At 64.8% G+C, this 23286-nt stretch carries 23 protein-coding genes; 18 read left to right on the top strand and 5 right to left on the bottom strand.

From position 1 onward, the window contains the following. Nucleotides 1-6 precede the first annotated feature (6 nt). On the top strand, nucleotides 7-1152 hold the full coding sequence (locus tag P6U31_RS22520) for a PepSY-associated TM helix domain-containing protein (RefSeq protein ID WP_407183942.1): 1146 nt from the start codon (nucleotides 7-9) through the stop codon (nucleotides 1150-1152). Between the two features lie 216 nt (nucleotides 1153-1368). Here the strand turns inward: P6U31_RS22520 and P6U31_RS22515 are convergent, their stop codons facing one another. Beyond that, a complete protein-coding gene (locus P6U31_RS22515) occupies nucleotides 1369-1884 on the bottom strand; it encodes an MgtC/SapB family protein (protein ID WP_407183940.1) in 516 nt (171 codons plus the stop codon). A gap of 170 nt (nucleotides 1885-2054) precedes the next feature. After that, on the bottom strand, nucleotides 2055-3794 hold the full coding sequence (locus tag P6U31_RS22510) for an ATP-binding protein (protein ID WP_407183939.1): 1740 nt from the start codon (nucleotides 3792-3794) through the stop codon (nucleotides 2055-2057). Nucleotides 3795-4225: 431 nt separating this feature from the next. Here P6U31_RS22510 and P6U31_RS22505 point away from each other — a divergent pair, with 431 nt between their 5' ends. Further along, the gene (locus tag P6U31_RS22505; protein ID WP_407183937.1) at nucleotides 4226-5191 is read left to right on the top strand and encodes a catechol 2,3-dioxygenase; all 966 of its coding nucleotides are present in this window, start codon (nucleotides 4226-4228) and stop codon (nucleotides 5189-5191) included. A 248-nt stretch (nucleotides 5192-5439) separates the two neighbouring features. Here P6U31_RS22505 and P6U31_RS22500 read toward each other — a convergent pair whose 3' ends face one another. Both P6U31_RS22500 and P6U31_RS22495 read right to left on the bottom strand, forming a co-directional pair. Then, a complete protein-coding gene (locus P6U31_RS22500; RefSeq protein WP_407183935.1) occupies nucleotides 5440-8964 on the bottom strand; it encodes a molybdopterin cofactor-binding domain-containing protein in 3525 nt (1174 codons plus the stop codon). After that, nucleotides 8964-9452, bottom strand: coding sequence for a (2Fe-2S)-binding protein (locus P6U31_RS22495; protein ID WP_407183934.1), 489 nt, complete (start codon nucleotides 9450-9452; stop codon nucleotides 8964-8966). The genes P6U31_RS22500 and P6U31_RS22495 overlap by 1 nt, the downstream gene beginning before the upstream one ends. A 244-nt stretch (nucleotides 9453-9696) precedes the next feature. On the opposite strand from P6U31_RS22495, the gene P6U31_RS22490 reads away from it, so the two are divergent. The 8 genes from P6U31_RS22490 to P6U31_RS22455 all read left to right on the top strand — a co-directional run bounded on the left by P6U31_RS22490 (nucleotide 9697) and on the right by P6U31_RS22455 (nucleotide 17923). Then, nucleotides 9697-11154: a 6-hydroxynicotinate reductase gene (locus tag P6U31_RS22490; RefSeq protein ID WP_407189916.1), complete on the top strand. Its 1458-nt coding sequence runs from the start codon at nucleotides 9697-9699 to the stop codon at nucleotides 11152-11154. Further along, a complete protein-coding gene (locus P6U31_RS22485; protein ID WP_407183932.1) occupies nucleotides 11151-12047 on the top strand; it encodes a UPF0280 family protein in 897 nt (298 codons plus the stop codon). Before P6U31_RS22490 ends, P6U31_RS22485 begins: the two co-directional genes overlap by 4 nt. Before the next feature lie 15 nt (nucleotides 12048-12062). Further along, the gene (locus tag P6U31_RS22480) at nucleotides 12063-12647 is read left to right on the top strand and encodes an amino acid synthesis family protein (protein WP_407183930.1); all 585 of its coding nucleotides are present in this window, start codon (nucleotides 12063-12065) and stop codon (nucleotides 12645-12647) included. A gap of 80 nt (nucleotides 12648-12727) precedes the next feature. Next, nucleotides 12728-13930, top strand: a complete 1203-nt coding sequence (locus P6U31_RS22475) for an ABC transporter substrate-binding protein (RefSeq protein ID WP_407183929.1) — start codon at nucleotides 12728-12730, stop codon at nucleotides 13928-13930. 132 nt (nucleotides 13931-14062) lie between these two features. Continuing rightward, the gene (locus tag P6U31_RS22470) at nucleotides 14063-15952 is read left to right on the top strand and encodes an ABC transporter permease (protein ID WP_407183927.1); all 1890 of its coding nucleotides are present in this window, start codon (nucleotides 14063-14065) and stop codon (nucleotides 15950-15952) included. Then, nucleotides 15949-16740 carry an ABC transporter ATP-binding protein gene (locus tag P6U31_RS22465; RefSeq protein ID WP_407183925.1) on the top strand — a complete coding sequence of 264 codons (792 nt, stop codon included), beginning with the start codon at nucleotides 15949-15951 and terminating at the stop codon, nucleotides 16738-16740. The genes P6U31_RS22470 and P6U31_RS22465 overlap by 4 nt, the downstream gene beginning before the upstream one ends. Continuing rightward, nucleotides 16737-17441 carry an ABC transporter ATP-binding protein gene (locus P6U31_RS22460; RefSeq protein ID WP_407183923.1) on the top strand — a complete coding sequence of 235 codons (705 nt, stop codon included), beginning with the start codon at nucleotides 16737-16739 and terminating at the stop codon, nucleotides 17439-17441. Before P6U31_RS22465 ends, P6U31_RS22460 begins: the two co-directional genes overlap by 4 nt. Nucleotides 17442-17467: 26 nt before the next feature. Continuing rightward, nucleotides 17468-17923, top strand: coding sequence for a MarR family winged helix-turn-helix transcriptional regulator (locus tag P6U31_RS22455; protein ID WP_407183921.1), 456 nt, complete (start codon nucleotides 17468-17470; stop codon nucleotides 17921-17923). A 114-nt stretch (nucleotides 17924-18037) separates the two neighbouring features. On the opposite strand, the gene P6U31_RS22450 is transcribed toward P6U31_RS22455, so the two are convergent. Continuing rightward, nucleotides 18038-19234 carry an amidohydrolase family protein gene (locus P6U31_RS22450; RefSeq protein WP_407183920.1) on the bottom strand — a complete coding sequence of 399 codons (1197 nt, stop codon included), beginning with the start codon at nucleotides 19232-19234 and terminating at the stop codon, nucleotides 18038-18040. A gap of 158 nt (nucleotides 19235-19392) precedes the next feature. Here P6U31_RS22450 and P6U31_RS22445 point away from each other — a divergent pair, with 158 nt between their 5' ends. From P6U31_RS22445 to P6U31_RS22410, 8 genes are all read left to right on the top strand, one after another. Then, nucleotides 19393-20166, top strand: coding sequence for a ferredoxin--NADP reductase (locus P6U31_RS22445; protein ID WP_407183918.1), 774 nt, complete (start codon nucleotides 19393-19395; stop codon nucleotides 20164-20166). A gap of 106 nt (nucleotides 20167-20272) precedes the next feature. Next, nucleotides 20273-20596, top strand: a complete 324-nt coding sequence (locus P6U31_RS22440) for a hypothetical protein (RefSeq protein ID WP_407183916.1) — start codon at nucleotides 20273-20275, stop codon at nucleotides 20594-20596. 78 nt (nucleotides 20597-20674) lie between these two features. After that, nucleotides 20675-21946: a cytochrome P450 gene (locus tag P6U31_RS22435; protein ID WP_407183914.1), complete on the top strand. Its 1272-nt coding sequence runs from the start codon at nucleotides 20675-20677 to the stop codon at nucleotides 21944-21946. Nucleotides 21947-22092: 146 nt separating this feature from the next. Continuing rightward, nucleotides 22093-22278, top strand: coding sequence for a hypothetical protein (locus P6U31_RS22430; protein ID WP_128925034.1), 186 nt, complete (start codon nucleotides 22093-22095; stop codon nucleotides 22276-22278). A 14-nt stretch (nucleotides 22279-22292) separates the two neighbouring features. After that, a complete protein-coding gene (locus P6U31_RS22425; RefSeq protein ID WP_407183912.1) occupies nucleotides 22293-22493 on the top strand; it encodes a hypothetical protein in 201 nt (66 codons plus the stop codon). 90 nt (nucleotides 22494-22583) lie between these two features. After that, on the top strand, nucleotides 22584-22793 hold the full coding sequence (locus P6U31_RS22420; RefSeq protein ID WP_407183910.1) for a hypothetical protein: 210 nt from the start codon (nucleotides 22584-22586) through the stop codon (nucleotides 22791-22793). Further along, nucleotides 22738-23001 carry a hypothetical protein gene (locus P6U31_RS22415; RefSeq protein ID WP_407183909.1) on the top strand — a complete coding sequence of 88 codons (264 nt, stop codon included), beginning with the start codon at nucleotides 22738-22740 and terminating at the stop codon, nucleotides 22999-23001. Before P6U31_RS22420 ends, P6U31_RS22415 begins: the two co-directional genes overlap by 56 nt. Before the next feature lie 32 nt (nucleotides 23002-23033). Then, complete coding sequence (locus P6U31_RS22410; RefSeq protein WP_407183907.1) at nucleotides 23034-23276, top strand: hypothetical protein; 243 nt, start codon at nucleotides 23034-23036, stop codon at nucleotides 23274-23276. Nucleotides 23277-23286: the final 10 nt, after the last annotated feature.

The raw sequence follows: 23286 nt of genomic DNA, 5'->3' as shown, positions 1-23286 counted from the left end.
ATCGTCATGGTTCAGGCACGCAGGATCCGCCTATGGTCCCGCATTCACACCTGGACCTCGCTGGTGTGCATGCTGTTCCTGCTGATGCTGTGCGTGACAGGATTTCCGCTGGTCTTTCACGACGAGATCGACGATCTGCTCGAGCAAGAGATTACAGCGCCCATCATGCCGGAGGGTACGGCGCGGCTTTCGCTCGACCGGATGATCGCCGCGGCTCAGGCCCGGTTTCCCGGTCAATACGTCCTGTTTCTCAATCTGAAGCAGACGGAGCCGCTGGTGACGGTCGCGGTTTCTCCGACGGCTGTGCCGGCGCCTGGCAACTTCCATCGCCTCACGCTCGATGCAAGGACGGCCGAGGTGCTCGGGGAGGAAGCGCCGCATCAGGGTGTCATGGACTTCGTGTTGCGCATTCACAAGGACATGTTCGCAGGTCTGCCGGGCGAATTGTTTCTCGGCGCGATGGGGCTTGTGCTCGCCGCGTCGATCATATCGGGCGTGATCGTGTATTGGCCATTCATGCGGCGGCTCGATTTCGGCACGATCCGCCGGCGATCGTCGCCTCGCGCCAAATGGCTCGACACCCACAATCTCCTCGGCATCGTCACCGTGACCTGGACGATGGTGGTGGGTCTCACCGGCATGATCAACACGCTGGCGACGCCGCTGTTCGATTTGTGGCGTGCGCAGTTGATCCCGGTGTTGCTGGCGCCGCATCTCGGCAAACCCGTGGCTCCGATCCCGTCGGTCCAGGCCGCCGTCGAGCTCGTTCGCGCCAGATTTCCCGATCGTTTGGTCACCTCGGTGACGATGCCGACATCGGCGCGCTTCGGCAGTCCGCAGCACCTCGTGGTCTGGACCAAGGGCGCAACGCCCTTCACGGCGCGCATGCTCCAGCCCATGCTGGTCCACGCCAATGACGGCAGGACGATCGTGGCGCCCGAGGTGCCCTGGTATCTGAAGACACTTCAGGTCTCCCGTCCGCTGCATTTCGGCGACTATGGTGGGCTTCCGCTCAAGATCATCTGGGCGCTGCTGGACGTCATCACGATCATCGTTCTCGTCAGCGGAATCTATCTCTGGGTGGCGAGGGGAAAGTCGTCCGTCCGCCGCAAGCCGCTCGATGCCGGCCGGACCGCGGCGGTCGGCGCCTAGCCCATGGCCACTCCCGCCCCGAACCAGCCTCGTGCTCACAGAAGCGCATGGAGCGTCTTCCGCATCCCACTCCTGGTCGGCGTCATCTGCGGCCTGGGACTGGGGCTCGCGCTGGTCGGAGATGGCGTGTGGGACGGACTCTCCTGGCTGGCGTTGTCGTTGCCGATCGTTCTGACGATCATCTGCTGGCACCGTGCAAATGATCCGCGCTGAGGGTCACGGCCGGCGATCGGGCTCCGGCGGATGTGGCTCCTCGGTATCGTAGCCGACGTCGTGTCTCTCATCCTTGCCGCCAAGCATCCGATGCAGCCAGCGTTCGACCCGGCGGCCGATCGTGAGCAGAACGAAGGCGAAGGCCAGCGCGATCAGGACGATCTTCCATTGTCCGGCGCCGCAGGCAATTCCGAGACAGGCGGCGAGAAAGGTGCAGGCCGCGCTGGTCAGGCCCCGCACGCGAAAACGGTCGCTCTCGTGGACGATGACGCCGGCCCCGAGGAAGCCGATTCCGGTCAGGATGCCCTGGATCACACGACTCGCCGCATCGGTGATCTTGCCGGGCTCGGCGAATTGGACCGCGAGCAGCACGACGGTCGCGGTGGAGAGCCCGACAATGCCGAGCGTCTTCAGCCCGATCGGCTTGCCATGCAGGTCGCGGTTCAGGCCGATCGCGCTACCGGCGAGCGTCGCGCTTCCGAGGCGCAGCAGAATTTCGGGCCAATCCAGCTCGGTCATGTCTTGTCCGTCATCTCGTCCGCCTGCGTCCCATGATATCGTATGCCGGCTTGTCGTGGCAACGGACGCCGGGTTCGCGCCGGCGAAACATAGTCGATGCGGGCGAGAGGCTCAACGCGGTGCGCAAGCCGGGGCATCACACTGGATTTTGCGGAAGCGGTGTCCGCCTCTTATCGCAGCGGCTTCTTCAGCAGTGAGAAGCGGTCGGGGTCGAGGCCCATCGACGGCTGCAGCATCGGAGCTTCGACGCTGGACATCGTCTTGGCGGGCGGAGCCGAGAACACCGGATCGTTCGGCACGTCGCGCTGCGAGGTGGCACCGCGCCAGCGCTCGAGTACGGCGCTGACGAAATGCATGTCGTGGCCCGAGGTGACGGACGGCACGCTCGATATGGTGGCTTCGCCGCGCGGCAATTGATGCGGCGGAACTTCCTTGAAGCGCAGGCGGGTCGGCAGCGCGACGCCTTCGCCGAAGGCCAGCACTTCACGCGTGCCGAGCGAAGGCACGAAGGAGAGCAGGTTCGCGGCGGCGTCCGACACTGCGGCGCGCAGCAGTGCCTGGTCGCGGTCGTTGGCAAGACGCATCGTGAACAGCGTGTTGCACTGGGAGATGATGGTGGCGTCGAGCTCGGCCGGACGCTGGGTGATGAGACCGAGATAGACGCCGTATTTACGGCCTTCCTTGGCGATGCGCGAGACCGCCTTGCGGGTCGGCCCGAAGCCGATGTTGCGGTCGGCCGAGGCGTAGCGATGCGCTTCCTCGCACACGAACAGCAGCGGCGAGACGCCGTCGCTCCACAGGCCGAAGTCGAACGCCATGCGGCAGAGCACCGAGACGACGGAATCGATGACCTCGGCCGGGAAGCCGGCGAGCTGCATCACGGTCATCGGCTTGCCGTTCGCCGGAAGGCGGAACAGATGGCTGATGACCTCGGCCATGGTGTCGCCGCCGACATTGGCGTTGTCGAACATGAACGCGTAGCGCGGGTCGTTGCGCACGGCCTCGATGCGCGAGATCAGCTTGTGATAGATGATGCGCGATGAGCGGTTCTCGAGCTTGCCCATGCGCTCGTCGATCAGCGACAGCAGGTCGACCAGACGATAGGGCACCGGCGTATCGATGGTGTAGCCGACCTGCTTGGGATCGATGCGCTTGAGACCGATGCGGTCGGCGTTCTGGTACTGGGTGTAGACGCCCTTGGCGAGCGGGATCACCTCGGCGAGAATGTCGAGCTCTTCCGGCACGCCGGCGCGCCCGCCGAACAGCACGTCGACGATTTCCTCGAAATTGAACAGCCAGAACGGCAGCTTCAGGTTCCGCGGATTCAGCACCAGCGCGCGGTCACCGAAGCAGCGGCCATATTCGTTGTGCACGTCGAGCAGGAAGATGCGAAGGTTCGGGCGCGCCTTCAGGATTTCGTTGAGCAGCAGCGACACGCCGGTGGATTTGCCGACGCCGGTCGATCCCAGCACGGCAAAATGCTTGGACAGCATTTCCTCGATGTCGACATAGGCGACGACCGAGCGGTCCTGCTGCAGGAAGCCGACATTGATCTGGTCCGACCCGGTCGGTGCGTAGATCGTGCGCAGCTCCTGGCTGGTGATCAGCTCGACCGCATCGCCGATGGTCGGATAATTGGTGACGCCGCGCTGGAATTTCGGCTTGTCGCTGGCGTTGAGGATCTCGCCGAGCAGGTCGACCGATGCGACCGCGATGTAATTGTCCGCGCCCGACAGGTTCTCGCAGGACACCTCGGTGATCATCGCGACGATGACCGAGCTAGCGCAGCGAATGCTGACGAAGCGGCCGACGGTCGCTCGAATTTCCGAGATCGGCATCTGGCCGGTCGCCAAAAGCCCGACCCGGGCGAGCGATCCACGTACCGAAATCACGCGTCCAAAGGATGTCACGATCGATGAACCTGGCGAGAGCAAGGGATTTGCTCCGGACTATGCGCGGGCGTCACTGGACAAACGGTTAAGCGGCAGGCGTGGGCGCTTCGTTAAATCTGCGGTAATTCGGTCGGGAGCTTTGTCGCAAATGCAGAAGATTGGGTCGAAATGCCCGGAAAATACTGCATGTCGAGGCGACCAGGCAGGGGGTGTCTTAAGGAAGATTTTACCATCCGGGCAGGCTGACCTTGGTCCGGACGACCCACGCGAGAGGCGAGGAGCCATTCGCAACGGGCGTGCTGGTTGATTTGTTGACGGGACCTAATCATTTGTACATTAGTACAAATAGCATTACTGCCGTGCAGGGGCGCGCGTCGTTGTGCCCAAATCGTCCCGTCGGTCAGGCGGAAGAGCAGCCACGCCTTACTGGACAAGTCCCGGAGGAAATCATGCAGCCCGAACCCATCCTCGATCTCGCCCATCTCGGCCATATGGAACTACTGACGCCGAAGCCCGACGAGAGCCTGAAATTCTTCGTCGACGTCATGGGCATGACGGTCAGCGGCCAGAAGGGCGAGTCGGTCTATTTGCGCGGCTGGGACGATTACGAGCGCTACTCGCTCAAGCTGACGGCGTCGGAGACATCGGGCATGGGCCACATGGCGCTCCGCGCGCGCAGCCAACAGGCGCTGGAGCGGCGCGTCGCCGCGCTAAAAGGATCCGGCTTCGACATCGGCTGGATCGACGGCGACATGGGGCAGGGCCCGACGTTCCGCTGCCGCGATCCCGACGGTCACGTCGTCGAGCTTTATTACGAGACCGAATGGTACCAGGCTCCGCCGGAGTTGAGACCTGCGCTGAAGAATCAGGCGCAGCGCTTTCCCGCGCGCGGCGTCAACGTCCGCCGCCTCGATCATCTCAACTGTCTCGCCGTCGACATCAAGGCCAACCGCGAGTTCTTCGAGAATTACCTTGGCTGCCGTCTCACCGAGCAGATCGTGCTCAATGACGGCCGCGAAGCGGCGATGTGGCTGACGATGTCGAACAAGAGCTACGACTTTGCCTATTCGCTCGATCATTCAGGCGTGCCGGGCCGCTTCCATCACGTCACCTACGCGCTCGACAGCCGCGAAGAGATCCTTCGCGCTGCCGATATTTTCCTCGAGAACGGCGTGCACATCGAGACCGGTCCGCACAAGCACGCGATCCAGCAGACTTTCTTCCTCTACGTCTACGAGCCCGGCGGCAACCGCGTCGAGGTCGCCAATGCCGGCGCGCGCCTGATCCTCGCGCCCGACTGGAAGCCGATCGTGTGGACCGAGGAGGAGCGCAAGAAGGGCCAGGCCTGGGGTCTGAAGACGATCGAGTCCTTCCACACCCACGGCACGCCGCCGGTGGAAAATAAGCAGGGGTGAGCCTTAGCATGTGAGCTTGGCGGGGCCTGAGCAAGCGCCTCGTCCTTCGAGACGACCGCGGAGCCTGTCATCGGGCCGCGCGTTGCGCGGACCCGGTGGCGGTCTCCTCAGGATGAGGCTAAGCGATAGTTTCGCCTATCGAACTGCTGCCACGCACTCCGTCCTCATCCTGAGGGCCCGCCGCAGGCGGGCGTCTCGAAGGATGGCCGCAGGCGAGCTCTTTCAGACATGCCTTCTTTCGTCTTGTCTTAACGGGTGGACGCCCGCACCCGCGCGATCGTCTCGCGCACGCCGGACCATGCGGGCTTGTCCGGTGCGAACTGCCTGCGCAGGAAGTTGACGAGCTCTTCGATCTGCGTGTCGCTCATGCTGTTCCTGAACGCCGGCATATAGCCGAGATCGCTCGACACGGGCTCGGCGATGCCGTGCAGGATCACCTGCACGAGATTATCCGATGTCGCACTGTGTAGATTGCTGTTGAGCACGAGCGAGGGGCGGCTGCCGAATAGCGGCAGGCCGCCGACCTCGTGGCAGACCGCGCAGGCGCCCTGGTAGAGGCGGGCGCCGGTCGAGGCGGCGAGGGTGACTTGCGTCGCGCTCTCGAGCTTCGCGGCGAGTGCGTCCTGCGACGCGGTCGGCGCGTCATTGAAGGAGCTGAGATAGATCGCCATCGCACGAATGTCCTGGTCGGGCAGGGCCTTGAGGTCCCTGACGACGGGTCCCATGGGGCCGGCCGCGACGCCGTGATAGCGGGAATGGCCGGTGCGCAAATAGGCGAACAGCTCGTCCTCGCTCCACGCGATCGGTGCGCGCGACAGCGAGGTCAGCGCCGGCGCTTCCCAGCCTTCGGCAAAGCCGCCGGCAAGATAGCTCTCGCGCTGCTCGGCGCCGAGCGCGTTGCGCGGCGAATGGCAGGCGCTGCAATGGCCGAGGCTCTCGACCAGATAAGCGCCGCGATTCCAGGCCTCGGATTTCAAGGGATCGGGCTTGAACCCCTTGGCCTGATGGAACAGTGCGTTCCAGCCTGCCAGCAGCGGGCGCAGATTGAACGGGAAGGCGAGCGTGTTGGCGGGTGTCGTCGCGCGCACGGCGGGTTGCGCCATCAGGTAAGCATAGAGGGCTTGCAGATCGGCGTCGCTGGTCTTGGCGAAATGCGTGTAGGGGAAGGCGGGATAGAGCTGACGTCCGTCGCGGTGCAGCCCATCGCGCATGGCGCGTTCGAAGGCGGGGTAGGACCAGGCACCGATGCCGGTCTCGACATCGGGCGTGATGTTGGTGCTGTGGATCGTGCCGAACGGCGTTTCCAAGGCGCGTCCGCCGGCATTGAGCGCGCCGCCAAGCGTGGTGTGGCACTCCGCGCAATTGCCGAGCGCCGCGAGCTGCGCGCCGCGCGCGATCGTCGCCGCGGAATAGACCGATGCGTCGGGCCGTGCGATCGGCGCAATCGCGCGCCCAGGAAGCAGCGCGGCGCCGATGCCGACGGCCGCAGTGCAGACGGCCGCAATCGTCGCGAAGATACCTGCGCGCTTGGCGAATGGATTGGCCCAGATGCGAGACGGCGGCGCTGCGGCCGGCGCGGGCAGCGCCTGCGGCGTCACCGCCGTATCGCCGTGCAACCCCTTCAGGATGCGTTCCGGCGTGAACGGCGGCTCGCGAAAGCGCACGCCGGTGGCATCGAAGATCGCATTGGCAATCGCTGCCGCGCTCGGCACAGACGCGGACTCGCCGACGCCGAGCGGCGGCTGGTCCTGCCGGGGCAGCATCAGCACGTCGATCTTGGGTACGTCGGGGAAGGGGATGATCGGATAGGCGCCCCATTCCCGCGCCACCACCGCGCCGCGCTCGAACGAGACCTCCTCCATCAGCGCGCGGCTGGTGGATTGGATGACGTTGCCCTGGATCTGGTGCCGTACGCCGTCGGGATTGATCATCAACCCCGAGTCCTGCCCCGCGACGACCCGTGTGACGCTGACGTCGCCGGTCGTCTTGTTCACGGCGACGTCGGCAACCCACGCCGACCATGCCGCGCCATAGCCGGGAAATTTGCTGTGGACGTAAAGCGCGTAGGCAAAGCCGCGGCCGTACACGACCTCACCGTCCTTCTTCTCGCGCACGGGGCGCGGTTTCCACCCCGCGCGTTCGGCGACTGCGTTGACGAGATCGACGGCGCGCGGGTCCTTCAGATAGCGCAGGCGGTACTCGATCGGGTCGACGCCGGCCTCGGTTGCGGCTTCGTCGATGTAGGATTCGTGCGCAAAGGTGTTCGGCAGGGCCGAGACGCCGCGAAACCAGGAGGCGCGCACGATCGGCGGCATGTCGTGGGCGACGACACGCATGTTGTCGTAGTCATAGGGCGGGATCGCGGTGCGGTCGCCCATCTGCAGCACCGCCGGCTCCGGTGAGATGCGGCCGGTCAGCAACAGCGCCAGCGTCGGCGCGCCATTCGACGGATAGCGCGTGGCGAGATCGTAACCGGCGATGCCGCCGTCGGCATCGAGCCCGCCATCGACGTCGATGAGCTGCGCGGTGCCCTTGGGCTCCCAGGCGTGCTCCTGCTCGCGCGTCAGCTGCACGCGCACGGGCCGGCCGACCGCGCGCGACAGCAGCAGCGCGTCGGCCGTGACGTCGTCGGCGCAGTTGCGACCGTAGCAGCCGGCGGCCTCCAGCCTGATGATTTCAATCTCGCTCTCGGGCCGCTCGATCAGGAGCGCAAGATCGCTCCGCAACAGATGCGGATTCTGCGTGCCCGACCAGACCCTGACATTCCCGTCCTGAAAATCCGCCACGGCGCAGGACGGGCCGATCGAGGCGTGCATCTGATACGGCCACACGTAAGTGCGCTGCATCGGCTTGGCCGCACCGGCGATCGCCGCGCCGACATCGCCCTTGTCGATCAGCGTGCGCGGTGTCGACGGATTGGCGCGCAGCGCGGTCTCGACGTCGGAAAGATCGGTCAATGTCGGCGTCGGCTTCCAGCTCACCTTGAGCTGCTCCGCCGCGCGGATCGCGTTCTCCTCGCGATCGGCAACGATGCCGACGAAATCGCCGAGTCGCACGACGGCCACGATGCCGGGGATCTCGCGCACCGAGGATTCGTCGACCGCGATCAGGCTGGTGCCGACGAACGGGCCGGCGTCGACGCCGGCATAGGGTGGACGCACCACGCGGCCGTGCAGCATGCCGGGCAAGCGGACGTCGTGCACGAAGGTCAGCTCGCCCGTGGCCTTGGCGGGCAGGTCGACGCGGGGCGTCGACCGGCCGACGATGGAGTAGTCGCCAACAGGCTTCACGGTGACGTCGTCGGCAAGCTCGAGCCGGATCGCTTCGCCACCGATCAGCTCGCCATAGCTGACGCTGCGGTTGTCGCGACCGCGAACGAGGCCGTCTTCGATCCGGAGGTCGGCGGCCGGCAATTCGAGCCGCTCGGCCGCGCGCGCGATCAAGAAGTGACGCGCCTGTGCGGCGGCCTTGCGGAGCGGCACGGCGGTGATCTGGATGGTCTCGCTCGCGATGGTCGCGCCCTGGTTCGGCACCAAAGCGGTGTCGCCGAGCACCACGACGACGCGCGCAAACGACACGTCGAGCTCTTCGGCGACGATCTGGCCGAGCGCCGTGCGAATGCCGGTGCCGAGATCGACGTGGCCGTTATAGGCCGTGACCGAACCGTCCGCGGTGATCCGCACGAAGGTCTCGGATGTGACCTCGTCCACGGTGCGGACGACGACGAGCGAACCGGATGGACGCTCAGCTCCGTTCGAAACAGGGGAGGCCATCAATCTGCGGCCTCGGTGAGCTGGCCGGAGGCGCGCATCACGGCGCGCAGGATTTCGACATGCGTGCCGCAGCGGCAGAGATTGTAGCGCAGCGCCGCCAGCGCCTCCTGTTCGGTCGGCCTCGGGTTGATCGCGAGCAATGCTTTGGTGGTCATGATCATGCCGTTGAGACAGTAGCCGCATTGCGCGGCCTGCTCGTCGATGAAGGCCTGCTGCACGACATCAGGCTTGTCGCGCGTGCCGAGCCCCTCGAGCGTCACGATGTCGCGGCCAGCGCAGCCGCCGACGGGAATCACGCAGGAGCGCGCTGCTGCGCCGTCGATCAGAACCGTGCAGGTGCCGCATTCGCCGAGGCCGCAACCATATTTCGGGCCGTTGAGTGCGAGATCGTTGCGTAGCACGTAAAGCAGCGGCGTCTCTGGCGCCGCCGCGACCTCGAGGATCCTGCCGTTCACGGTGAGGCGGATCGGTGTCTGCGTCGTCCTCATTCTCAAGCCCGCGGCAAATTGCTGCCTAATCTCGATTGCGACGATACCGTTTGTACACAAACGTGCAAGCCGTGCATGCCGCACTGCAGCGCGACTGCCTTCTTTGTGGACAGAGCGGATAGGCAAATGAGGGTTTATGCGGCAGCCGCACCTTTTGCACTGCACCGCCGCTTGACAGCGCCAGGGGAGCGCGCGCAACATCGTTCGTATACGAATGATAACCGCAATGTCCGCTGGCTCCGACATGGTGACTGAAATGACGAGCGCTGTCATCGACAAGATCCGCTGCGATGCTTGTCCGGTGATGTGCTACATCAAGCCGGGCGCGGCAGGTGCCTGCGATCGCTACGCCAACCACGACGGCAGGCTCGTCCGCGTCGACCCGCACGTGATCCTGGAGCGCACCGTCTCGCATGGCGGCAAGCTGGTCCCGTTCAGTCGCGCCGAAGATTGGGACGGCAAGATCGTCCACGAACCCTCGACCTTCGTTACGGCGATCGGCGCGGGCACGACCTATCCCGATTACAAGCCGGCACCGTTCATCGTCTCCGCGGAGGTCGACGGCGTCGACATGGTGACGGTGGTCACCGAGGGCATCTTCTCCTATTGCGGTATCAAGGTGAAGATCGACACCGACCGCTATCTCGGCCCGGAGACCGCGACCGTGCGTGCGCAGGGCGAAGCGGTGGGCCACGTCACCACCAGCGAATACGGCTCGCAGATGCTGTCGCTGGGCGGCGTGCATCACCTGACTGGTGGCTCCAAGAAGGAGGGCCGTGTCACCTGCGACACGCTGATGGACCTCGCCAATTGCAAGGCGGTCGAGCTCACCATCGACGGCGGCGCCACCGTCGTGGTGCAGGCCGGTCGGCCGCCGATCGTCAACGGCGTGAGGGAAGAGCGCATGCGCGTCGGCTGCGGCTCGGCAACGATCGGCATGTTCGCCAAGCAATGGCACGGCAAGGTCGACGAGGTCGTCGTGGTCGACGACCACATCACCGGCGTGCTGAGCGAGCACCAGGCCGGCAAGCTGCTCGACATCGCCGACACTGGCATCAAGATGAAGGGGCGTCGCTCGACGCCCGGCCGCTATTTCCAGGTCGCCGATCCCGGCACGGGTTGGGGCGGCACCAACATTTCCGATCCCTTGTCGATCCTCGGGCCGTTCGATGCCAAGGAAGCAAGGCCCGGTCTGACCATGCTGATGGTTTCCACCACCGGGGAACATTCATCCTATTATGTGCTCGACGAGTCCCTGAAGCCGGTCGAGACCGAGATGCCTGCCGAGCTGAAATTCTCGGTCGAGCGCATCCAGGAGAATTGCGAGCCGGCGTTGTGCACGGTGCTGTTCATGGCAGGCGCCGGCGGCTCCTTGCGCGCCGGCGTCACCGACAATCCCGTGCGCTTGACGCGCTCGGTGAAGGACGCCCTGACCCGCGTCACCAGCGGTGGTGCGCCGGTCTATGTCTGGCCCGGCGGCGGCATCACCTACATGGTCGATGTCACGCAGATGCCGGCAGGCGCGTTCGGCTATGTGCCGACGCCGGCGCTGGTCGCGCCGATCGAGTTCACGATGAAGCTGTCCGACTACGCCGCGCTCGGCGGTCACATGGATTATGTGAAGCCGCTGTCCGAAGTGCAGGCCGGTGAGGATGTCCGCCAGCTGCCCTGGCAGAATCCGATTCCGGGGCCGCGGGCATGACGAGGCTCCCGCAAATCGCATTGCTGTCAGATGGCCGGCGGCTGCATTTGCAGGATGGACCGATCGATCTGATCATTGAGGCGAAGGGGCGGGCGGACGCGGTGCATGCAGCCTATGAAGCTGCGGCGCGGCGCTTCACGGGGCTCCTCGACGAGCTCTGCGCGGAGCTGCCGACGCTGCGCGCTGCTGCCGAGGCGCGGACCTCGCTGGAGGGCGCAGTGGCGCGCCGGATGCACGCCGCGGTCGCGCCCTTTGTTGCCGATTGCTTCATCACGCCGATGGCTGCCGTTGCCGGTAGTGTGGCGGAGGAGATTCTCGGTGCCATGTTGATCGCTGCGAGGCTCGATCGGGCCTATGTCAACAATGGCGGCGACATTGCCCTTCACTTGGGCAGAAACGAGCATTTTTCTGTGGGCCTGGTGGATCGTCCCGATCGTGACGGCGTCATGCGAGCCATGCGGATCGATGCGGATGACCGGGTCAGGGGCGTCGCGACCAGCGGGCGCCACGGCCGCAGCTTTTCGCTGGGGATTGCCGACGCAGTGACGGTGTTGGCCGCGACGGCTTCACAGGCCGATGCCGCTGCGACGGTCATCGCCAACGCCGTCGATCTGCCGGGGCATCCTGCCATCGCCAGGCAGCCGGCCTGCGAGCTTCAGCCCGACAGCGATCTCGGCGCACGGCTCGTCACCCGACACGTCGGTGAACTGTCACAAAATGAGATCGCTACCGCCCTCGAATCTGGCGCGGAATGTGCACGTCAATTGTTCGATCGCGGCTTGATTGAGGGTGCCGTCTTGCAGCTTTGTGGTGATATGCTTGTCATCGGGCCCAAGGATATAGAACAGCAAAGAACGCGTCCGCGTCTGCCGGAGAACGCGGTCTGTGCCTGAACAGGGAAGCGAAACATGAGCGCGATCATCCGCAAGATCGTCACCGTCGTCGAAGAGACGCAGATGGAGATGGGCCGCCAGGTCTCGCCGCCGACCCGGCGTGCCGCGGCGATCGCCGTGATCGAAAATCCCTTCGCCGGAAGATATGTCGAGGATCTCTCGCCGCTGATCGCGATCGGCGAGGAGCTCGGTGATTTGCTGGCGAAGCGCGCGGTGGCTGCGCTCGGCATCGACGGCGCCAAGGTGCAGAGCTACGGCAAGGCGGCAGCCGTCGGCGAGAACGGCGAGCTGGAGCACGCCGCCGCGATCCTTCACCCCAAGATGGGCGCGCCGGTGCGCAAGGTTCTGACCAAGGGCGCGGCGCTGATCCCGTCGTCGAAGAAGCGCAGCGGGCCCGGCGCGACGCTCGACATTCCGCTCGGCCACAAGGACGCAGCCTTCGTGCGCAGCCATTTCGACGGCATGGAAGTTCAGATCAACGACGCGCCGCGTGCCAACGAGATCATGGTCGCCGTCGCCGTCACCGACAGCGGACGTCCTTTGCCGCGCGTCGGCGGGCTCACGGTTGCAGAAGTGAAGGGCGAAGACGGTCTGAGATAGGGTTTGAACCGGGGAGGTGGGCACAGCTTCCCCGACAAGGTCACGCTGAAGACGTCAAGAGTTCAAAACTGGAGGTTGGGATGCGAGCGAGAGACTATTTTGTGGGCGCGGCCTTCGCGCTTCTGGCAGGCGGCATGGCTCATTCGGCTCTGGCGCAAGACATCAAGATCGGCGAGATCAACAGCTATTCGCTGCTGCCGGCCTTCACCGAGCCGTATCGCAAGGGCTGGCAGCTCGCTGTCGAGGAGGTCAACGCGGCTGGCGGCATCAACGGCAAGAAGCTCGTCGTCATCTCCAAGGACGACGGCGGCAAGCCGGCGGATGCGCAGACTGCGGCCAATGAGCTGGTGTCGAGCGAGGGCGTCGCGATGCTCGCGGGCACGTTCCTGTCGAACATCGGCCTTGCGGTCAGCGACTTCGCCAACCAGAAGAAGGTGTTCTTCCTCGCGGCGGAGCCGCTGACGGACGCGATCACGTGGTCGAAGGGCAACAAATACACTTTCCGCCTGCGGCCCTCCAACTACATGCAGGCGGCGATGCTGGTGGAGGCTGCTGCCAAGCTGCCGGCCAAGCGCTGGGCGACGATCGCGCCGAATTATGAATACGGCCAGTCGGCGGTCGCGGTGTTCAAGAAGCTGATGTCAGAGAAACGTCCGGACATCCAATGGGTCGACGAGCAGTGGCCGCCGCAAGGCAAGATCGACGCCGGTCCGGTGGTGCAGGCCGTTGCCGCCGCCAATCCCGAAGCCATCCTCAACGTCACCTTCGGTGCTGACCTCGTCAAGCTCGTGCGCGAAGGCAACACCCGCGGCCTGTTCAAGGGACGCGAGGTCGTCTCGTTCCTGACCGGCGAGCCCGAATATCTCGATCCGCTCAAGGACGAGACGCCCGAGGGCTGGATCGTCACCGGCTATCCCTGGTACTCGATCAAGACGCCCGAGCATGACGCGTTCCTGAAGGCCTATCAGGCCAAGTATAACGACTATCCGCGCCTCGGTTCGATCGTCGGCTATCAGACCATCAAGTCGGCAGCGGCGATCCTCGCCAAGGCCGGCTCGAGCGATCCCGAGATGCTGATCGCGGCCGCAGAAGGGCTCTCGATGCCCTCGCCGTTCGGGGAGATCACCTTCCGCAAGATCGACCACCAGTCGACGCTCGGCGCCTTCGTCGGCAAGACCGCGCTCAAGGACGGCAAGGGCGTCATGGTGGACTCGTCCTACAAGAAGGGCTCCGACTATCTGCCTGCCGATGCCGAAGTCGAGAAACTGCGCCCGAAGGATTGATCGCCGCTGCCGTAGGGTGGGTTAGCCGAAGGCGTAACCCACCACTGTCGGTACCCGTAGAACCAGAAGAGGTGGGTTACGCTTCGCTAACCCACCCTACGATTTCTCAGACTTAACGAACCCGGACCGCCGATGGCCTTTTATGTCGTACAGTTTCTGACCGGTCTCGCCAGCGCAGCGTCGCTGTTTCTGGTGGCCTCGGGCCTGTCGATCATCTTCGGCGTGACGCGGATCGTGAATTTCGCGCATGGCGCCTTCTACATGATCGGCGCCTACATCGCCTTCACGCTGACCGAACGCCTGTCGGGCGCGTTCGGCTTCTGGGGCGGCATCGTGCTGGCGGCGCTCGCGGTGGCACTGATCGGCGTCATCGTCGAGATGGTGCTGCTCCGGCGCATCTACCATGCGCCCGAACTGTTCCAGCTGCTCGCGACCTTCGGCCTGACCTTGATGGTCGAGGATCTCGTGGTGCTGGTCTGGGGGCCTGACGATCTCGTCGGCCGCCGCGCGCCTGGCTTCAAGGGCGCCATCGATTTCTTCGGCCAGAACATCCCGAGCTACGATCTGTTCCTGATCGTGCTCGGACCGGTCGTGCTCGGCGTTCTCTGGCTGCTGTTTCAACGTACGCGCTGGGGCGTGCTGGTGCGCGCGGCAACGCAGGACCGCGACATGGTCGCAGCCCTCGGCGTCAATCAAAAATGGCTTTTCACATCGGTGTTCGCCGTCGGCGTCTTCCTCGCTGCGCTCGGCGGCGCGCTCCAGATCCCGCGCGACGCCGTGCATCACGCCATGGACCTGCGCATCATCGTCGAGGTCTTCGTCGTCGTCGTGATCGGCGGCCTCGGCAGCATCATCGGCGCCTTCGTCGCGGCGGTGCTGGTCTCCGAGCTCAACGCCTTCGGCATCCTGATCTTCCCGAAGATCTCCATCATCCTGGTCTTCCTGGTGATGGCGGTGGTGCTGATCGTTCGTCCCTGGGGCCTGTTCGGCAAGCCTGAGGCGCCCGCGCGCAAGACGCCGGGGCTCACCGTCAATCCATGGCGGCCCTTGACGTCCAACGAGCGGATGGCCGCGCTTGCGGCGCTGGTCGTCGCGGCGATGCTGCCGCTGTTCGCCGGCAATTACGCGCTGACCGTCGGCTCGGAGATCGCCATCTTCGTGATCTTTGCCGTCAGCCTGCATTTCCTGATGGCTGTCGGCGGCCTCGCCTCGTTCGGCCATGCCGCTTATTTCGGCCTTGGCGCGTATGGCATCGCTTTCCTTGCCAAGATGGCGGGGCTGCCGATGATCGTGTGCCTGCTACTCGGCCCGCTGCTCGGCTGCATGGGCGCCGCCGTGTTCGGCTTCTTCGCGGTCCAGCTTTCCGGCGTCTATTTCGCCATGCTGACGCTTGCGTTCGCTCAAATCGTCTGGTCCATCGCGTTTCAATGGGTGAGCGTCACCGGCGGCGACAACGGCATACTGGGCGTGTGGCCGTCGAGTTGGGCGGCGAGCCCGTCCCATTTCTATTGGCTGGCGCTCGGCGTTGCGGCGCTGGTGACGATCGCGCTGCGCGCTATGGTGTTCTCGCCATTCGGCTATGCGCTTCGGGCCACGCGCGACTCGCTTCTGCGCAGCGAGGCCATTGGCATCGATGCCAAGCGCATCCAGTGGACGGCCTTCGTGATCGCCGGCACCACCGCTGGTATCGGCGGAGCGCTGTTCGCCTACCTCAAGGGCAGCGTCTTCCCCGATAATCTCGGCATCTCGTTGTCGGTCGACGCCCTCGTCATGGTGCTGCTTGGCGGCGTCGAGACGGTGTCGGGCGCGGTGATCGGCGCCATCGTCTACAAGGCTTTGAACATCTGGCTGGTCAGCCAGACCGATCTGTCCAAGCTCGTGCTCGGCGGCTTCATCGTGCTGATCGTCGTGGTCTTTCCGAAGGGCATCGTCGGCATGCTGGAGATGCTGGCGGAGCGCCGCCGGAAATCGTCGCCGCCGGGATCCCCCTTGCTTGCCAAGCCGATCGAGTCCGCCGAATGAGCGTTGCGCCCATACTTCTCGCAGCCGAAGGCCTGACCAAATCCTATGGCGGCATCCACGCCGTGCGCGGGGTGTCGTTCTCGCTGCGCGCCGGTGAGATCCTGGCGCTGATCGGGCCGAACGGCGCCGGCAAGAGCACCTGCTTCGACATGCTCAACGGTCAGAACAAGCCCGACTCCGGCCATGTGCGCCTGTCGGGCGAGGAGATCACCGGCAAGAAGCCGCGCGAGATCTGGCGCATGGGCGTCGGGCGGACCTTCCAGATCACGGCGACCTTCGCCACCATGACCGTGCGCGAGAACGTGCAGGTCGCGCTGATCTCGTACGGCAAGCAGCTGTTCAATCTGTTCGGCTCGGCGCCGAAGTTCGACCGCGGCGAGGCCGGCCGGCTGCTCGAGCTGGTCGGTATGGGCGGCTATGCGGATCGCCCCTGCGGCGAGCTCGCCTATGGCGACCTCAAGCGGCTCGAGCTCGCAGTCGCGCTCGCCAACCAGCCGAAGCTGCTGCTGATGGACGAGCCGACCGCCGGCATGGCGCCGCGCGAGCGCGTCGACCTGATGCGGCTGACGGCTCAGATCGCGCGGGAAAAGTCGATCGGCGTGCTCTTCACCGAGCACGACATGGACGTGGTGTTCGAGCATGCCGACCGCATCATCGTGCTCAACCGGGGCACGCTGATCGCCGAAGGCACGCCGGCCGAGGTGCGCGGCAATCCGCAGGTGCAGGCGGTCTATCTCGGCGAGGGCCTCGTCTACGATGCCCGCCATCGCGAGGGAGCATCAGTGTGAAGCTGACTGTCGAGGGCCTCAACAGCCATTACGGCCCGGCGCATATCCTGTTCGACATCGGCTTCGAGGTCGGCGAGGGCGAGGTGGTGGCGCTGCTCGGCCGCAACGGCGCCGGCAAGTCGACCACGTTCCGCTCGATCGTCGGTCTCGTCGCACAGCGGACCGGACGCATCATGTTCGAGGGCAAGGACGTCTCGGCAAGGCCGACGCATGAGATCGTCCGCGAAGGGCTCGGCTACGTGCCGGAGGAGCGGCGCATCTTCACCGACCTGACGGTGGAGGAGAATCTCGAGGTCGGCCGCCAGCCGAAGCGCCCGAACGCCCCGCACTGGACCCGTGAGAAGCTGTTCGCGCTGTTTCCAAATCTCGGCGAGATGAAGAACCGTCCGGGCGGCCGCATGAGCGGTGGCGAGCAGCAGATGCTCACCATTGCCCGCACGCTGATGGGCAATCCGTCGCTGGTGCTGCTCGACGAGCCCTCGGAGGGCCTTTCGCCGAAGATTGTGGAGCAGATGGTCGAGGCCATCCTGACGATGAAGAAAGAGGGCGTCAGCATCGTCGTCTCAGAGCAGAATCTGCATTTCGCGCGGCTCATCTCCGACCGCGCCTACATCATCGAGCGCGGCCGCATCTGCTTCGCCGGCACCATGGTCGAGCTGGACGCGCGTCCTGATATCCGCGACGCGCATCTGTCGTTGTGAAGGCGAAGGGAAGGGACGGCGAGCGGATGGCGAGAAGCGTTGCGGCCAGGAAGGGCGTCAAACCGGGGAAACCGTCTTACGTGCTCGACGAGCAGGTCGGCTTCATTCTGCGTCAGGTCTGGCAGCGCCACAGTTCGATCTTCGCCCGCGATATCGGCACCAATCTGACGCCGACGCAATGGGCGGCGCTGTCGAAACTTGCCGAGACCGGGCCGTGCTCGCAGAACCAGCTCGGGCGTCTGACCGCGATGGACGTCGCGACCATCAAGGGCGTGATCGATCGCCTGACGGCGCGAGGGCTGACCGAGACCAGCCAGGATCCGGAGGACGGACGCCGCCTGCTGGTGAGCCTGACGCGCGCCGGTCAGCAACTTGCGGAGAAGGTTGCCCCGAATGCGCTTGCCGTCACGCGTGAGACCCTGGCTCCACTCGACGCGAAAGAGCGCGAGATGCTGATGGCGCTGCTCAATAAGCTGAGGTGATGTGCTCCGTCATTCCGGGGCACGCGCATCGCGCGTGAACCCGGAATCGTGAGGTTGTCGCGCGAGATTTCCGGGTTTGCGCTAACGCGCGCTCCGGAATGACGACAAGCGCCGTCACTTCGCCACCACCTCCGGCACTTTCCCTGCCGGCGGCGTATTGCGGCTGCGCTGGGTGCGCACGATGCCGTCGATGATGGTCATGCCGATGCCGGGGAGGTCGCCGAGCTGCACGCTCTCCAGGATGTTCTTGCCGGGCGAGTGCTGCGCCTTGTCCATGATGACGAAATCGGCGGAGCGGCCGACTTCGATCAGGCCGCAGTCGAGCTGGCGCATCCGCGCGGTATTGCCGGTGGCGAGACAGAACGCGATCTCGGCCGGCAATTCGCCGAGCGAGGACAGCATCGAGACCATGCGCAGGATGCCGAGCGGCTGCACGCCGGAGCCGGCGGGCGCATCGGTGCCGAGGATGACGCGGTGCAGATCGCCCATCTCGCGCGCGGTGCGCAGCGTGAACAGCGCGGAGCGCTCATTGCCGTTGTGCACGAGCTCGAGCCCGCGCTTGCAACCCTCGCAGATGCAGCGGATCTGGTCGTCGGGCAGGGCGGTGTGGCCGCCATTGATGTGGCCGACGACGTCGGTGTCGGCCTCCAGCACCACGTCCTTGTCGATCAGGCCGGAGCCGGGGATCGAGGGGCCGCCGGTGTGGATCGTGCTCTGGATGCCGTATTTGCGTGCCCAGCCCACCATCTTGCGCGCGGTCGGGCCGTCCTTGACGCCGCCGAGGCCGACCTCGCCGAGCAGCTTGACGCCGTTCGCCGCCATCTCCTTGAAGTCTTCCTCCACCATCTCGCATTCGATCACCGGCGCACCCGCGTGAACCTTCACCCCGCCCGGACGCAGGGTCCAGAACGCGCGCTGGGCGAATACGGCCATGGCCTTGAGGCCGACGACATCGCGGGGGCGGCCGGGCATGTGCACTTCGCCGGCGGAGATCATGGTGGTGACGCCGCCATGGAGATAGCTGTCGATCCAGTTGATCTGGTTCTGGCGCGGCGTCCAGTCGCCGGCGACAGGGTGGACGTGGCTGTCGATCAGGCCCGGCGCGACCGTGGTGCCGTTGGCATCGACGATCGTGGTCGCGCCTTCGGTATCGACGTCCTTGAAGCGGCCGATCGCGGTGATCCTGCCGTTCTCGGCGACGATGGTGTCGCCGTCCAGGATCGGCTTTTCCAAAGCGCCGGACAGGATCAGGCCGATATTGCGGATCACGAGCTTCGAGGGTCCGGTGGCCTGGGGGGCGTCATGCGCCATGGAAGGGGCTCCTTATTCCTAACTGCAAGGCTTTCGATCTTGGGCAGCCTTGACCGCGGGATCAAGCAGGATTATTCATTAGTATACGAATGATCGTGTACTAACGACGCATAGCTGGACCGCCTCGACAACCGCAATGACGCGACAGGGAAGGTGAGATGAGCAATTTCAATCAGGAAAGCGTTTTGAGCGTCCACCACTGGACCGACACGCTGTTCTCCTTCAAGACCACCCGCAGCCCGACCTTCCGCTTCCGCAACGGCGAATTCACCATGATCGGGCTCAAGGTCGGCGAGAAGCCGTTGCTGCGGGCCTATAGCGTCGCCAGCGCCAATTACGAGGACACGCTGGAGTTCTTCTCGATCAAGGTCCCGGACGGCCCGCTGACCTCGCGCCTGCAGCACTTGAAGGAAGGCGACGAGATCATCGTCAGCCGCAAGGCCACCGGCACGCTCGTGATCGACAATTTGGAGGAGGGGCGCAATCTCTACCTGATCGGCACCGGTACCGGCCTGGCGCCGTTCCTGAGCGTCATCAAGGACCCCGAGACCTATGAGCGGTTCGAGAAGGTGGTGCTGCTGCACGGCTGCCGGCATGTGAAGGAGCTCGCCTATGGCGAGATGATCACCGAGCATCTGCCGAAGGACGAACTGCTGGGCGAATACATCCGCGGTCAGCTGATCTACTACCCGACCGTGACCCGCGATCCCTTCCGCAACCGCGGCCGCATCACCGACCTCATCACCTCGGGCAAGCTGTTCGCCGATATCGGCCTGCCGGTGCTGGAAGCCGCCCATGACCGCGTCATGATCTGCGGCAGCCCGGCCCTGGTGGCGGACACCCGCGTGCTTCTGGCGGAGCGGGGTTTCGCCGAGGGCAATCACGGCGAGCCGGCCCAGTTCGTGGTCGAAAAGGCCTTTGCCGAGCGCTGAGCCCGCAATTCTTGCCCGAGAAGACCGTATTTTCGCCGCCAGGCGGGCGTTGCGGCGCCGATTCGGCGCTTGATACACTGTGGGAGCGAATCAGCGGAGTTCCCACATGGTTGCGGACAGCGACAGCAACATCGCCTGGCACCGGGTTCAGTTGAGGAAGAATCGCGCCGAGTTGAAGGCGCTGGAGACCGCGCGCTTCACGATGGGGGAGATCGCCTCGTCGAAGCGGAACGGCCAGACTCAGAAGGCAGTCGCCGAACTCAAGCGCAAGATCGCGCAGTCCGAACGGGCGATCGCCGATCACGACAAGCGCACGCGCCGGCCGCTCGCAACCGACTTGCAGAGCCTCAGCAATGGCAGCTGGAGCCATTGGGACGCCTACACGCAACAGCAGCGCAAAGCGGGGCAGCGTTCGCCGGGACGCGGATAGCCGCGTCGTCGCGCCCACTTGCGCCGGCGACACGGCGCACCATCTGCGTGAGACGTCCGCAATCAGACCGGTGATCCCATGACTGTGCGCCTCGATTTCACCAGCGAGGCCTTCTTTCGCGATCCGCCGAAGGCAATTGCAACGTTGCGCATGTCCGGCCCCGTGGTCGCGACACGCTTCCCTCTCATCGGCGAGGTCTGGGTCACCACGACCCATGACGCCACCGCGCAGGTCCTGAAGGACGGCGCGACTTTCACATTGCGCAAGGAGGATGGCGACGTCGCCGGCTTGCGCTGGTGGATGCCGAGATATGTCAGGACCATCGCCAACAACATGCTGACGATGGACGAGCCTGACCATACCAGGTTGCGCGGCATCGTGGACGAGGCTTTTCGCCGCCGCGCCATCGTCGTGATGGAGCCCCGGATCCGGGCCATCGCCGATGGTCTCGCCGACGAGCTCTTTGCGAACGGAAATCCAGCCGATCTCGTCCAACGCTATGCGCGTATCCTGCCGCTCGCGGTGATCTCCGAGCTCCTGGGCCTGCCGCCGGCCGACCGTCCGCGATTCATCGCCTGGGCCAACGAGATGTCCTCGCTGACCAGTGTCCTCAGCTTCTTCCGCTTGCTGTTCGCGTTCCGCAAGATGCGCGCTTATCTCGAACGGCAGTTGCAGATCGCGCGCGAGCAGGGCGGCGAGGGGCTGATCGCCGAACTGATCCAGGTCGAGCGCGAGGGTGGCCAGATCACGCCGGATGAAATGGTCTCGATGGTCTTTCTACTGCTCGCGGCGGGGTCTGAGACCACCACGCACCTGATCAGCGGCTCGGCTTACGAGCTGCTCAGGAATCCCCACCTGCGCGATTGGCTCGAACAGGACTGGAGCCGGGTCGGCCTCGCCGTCGAGGAGTTCCTGCGCTTCGTCTCGCCGGTGCAGTTCTCCAAGCCGCGCTACGTGCGGCGGGATGTCGAGGTCGAGGGCGTGCGCCTGAAGAAGGGTGACCGCGTCATGGTCATGCTCGCCGCCGCAAACATGGATCCGGCGATGCATGATCGTCCCGAGCGGCTCGATCTCGAACGCAAGCCGAACCGTCACATCTCTTTCGGAACAGGGATACACTTTTGCCTCGGCCATCAACTCGCGCGAATCGAGGCCGCTTGCGCGCTGGAAGCGCTGTTCGTGCGATGGCCGAAACTTGGCTTGGCGGTCGATCCCACCGAGATTCACTGGCGCAAGCGGCCAGGCTTGCGCGCGATCGCGATGCTTCCCGTCACGTTCCAGGGCCGTGGAACACGGATGACTGCGCGCAGTGAAGCGAGCCTTGATCGTTCCGTCACTGCGGCGAGCTGAAGCGCATCCTTTCGGAAAATCTTCGTCGGTCCTGATCGATCAGGAACGGTATGCCATTCGTCCTGTTGTCACTGGCACATCGGACGCGGCAAGGGGTTCCACAGCCATCGATGTCGCGGACCGTCGCCTGAACGGGAGACAAGATCATGACCAGCAAGATGCCACCTGTTCCGCCGGAAAATCAGAGCCGCAAGGGAACCGGCGACCGCAAGCAGATGTCCGCTGATCAGACGCCACAGGGCCAGCAGCGCGCGCAAAATCCGGATCAGCAGGGCCAGCAGGGCAACATCAAGCAGAACACGACCAATCAAGGCTATCAGCAAGATCGCTGAGGAGGACGACAGCCATGTCGACATCCACCAAGACACCGAACAGCATTCGTCAGGGCGGACCAGGCGCTTCGCATGAAAACGCAAAGGCGCCGCTGGAGGTCAAGAAGCCGCCGGCCGATGACGCGCATCGCAGTCATAGCCGCGTCTCGGGGGGCGGCGGCGAGCATGACTCCCATCACCGCCACGACGCCGCCGGCAAGGGCGGAGGCAGGTAGATCATGAGCAGCAAGCAACCCAAACTGTACAGGCCGAGCGAAAAGGACATTCGCGACAATCCCCTGATCGGCGGATCGAAGGGAGCCAACATGGCAGGCGCCTCGTCCGACGATCTCGAGGATGCCTTCGGCGAGAACACGATCGAAGGCGACGTCGAGAACGACGTGAACCTCGGCGGCGGCATCGATAAGGATGTCGCGAAGCGGTTCGCCCCGAAGAGGCCGATAAGATCGGAGACCCAGAATGCAGGGCAAGAAGACCCACGAGCAGCAAGTGCGTATCCTCGAGCGCAAGCCTGACCTTCCTGATGCGCGAGAACTTGAACAGGCCGCCGGTCATAACCCGCAAGACACGCGCGTCCATCGTGCCAACCCGGAGGCTCGACACAGCGAGTTTCCGGTGAGCCGCGGCGGCCTCAACCAGGAGAGCGATCACAACAAGCACAACGATTCCGGCCAGAGCGGCCACAAGCCGCCGAAACCGACGGCGGCGCAACAGAAGCACTAATCATCGGAAGGTCACTGCAAGAGGAGAGACGGATGCCAGCTGGGCACGGCAGCAAGACGCACTTCAGATCGGGCATGCACGGCAAGGGTGATGGCACCGGCGCATTGACCGACGTGCCGAAGGACATGATCGGGGACAACATGGTCCTGTCCAACCGCGACAAGAAACAGCATTCGGACATTCGTGGCATGGACGGCAAGTCGATCCAGACCGAACAATATCAGGACCACGCAGCAAACCGGCTCGACGAGAAGCCGGAGGCCGACGAGACCTGAGAAGGGCGTT

Source organism: Bradyrhizobium centrosematis, from assembly GCF_045571495.1.
GTDB classification, from domain to species: domain Bacteria; phylum Pseudomonadota; class Alphaproteobacteria; order Rhizobiales; family Xanthobacteraceae; genus Bradyrhizobium; species Bradyrhizobium centrosematis.
This window is presented reverse-complemented; position numbering and strand designations above follow the sequence as displayed.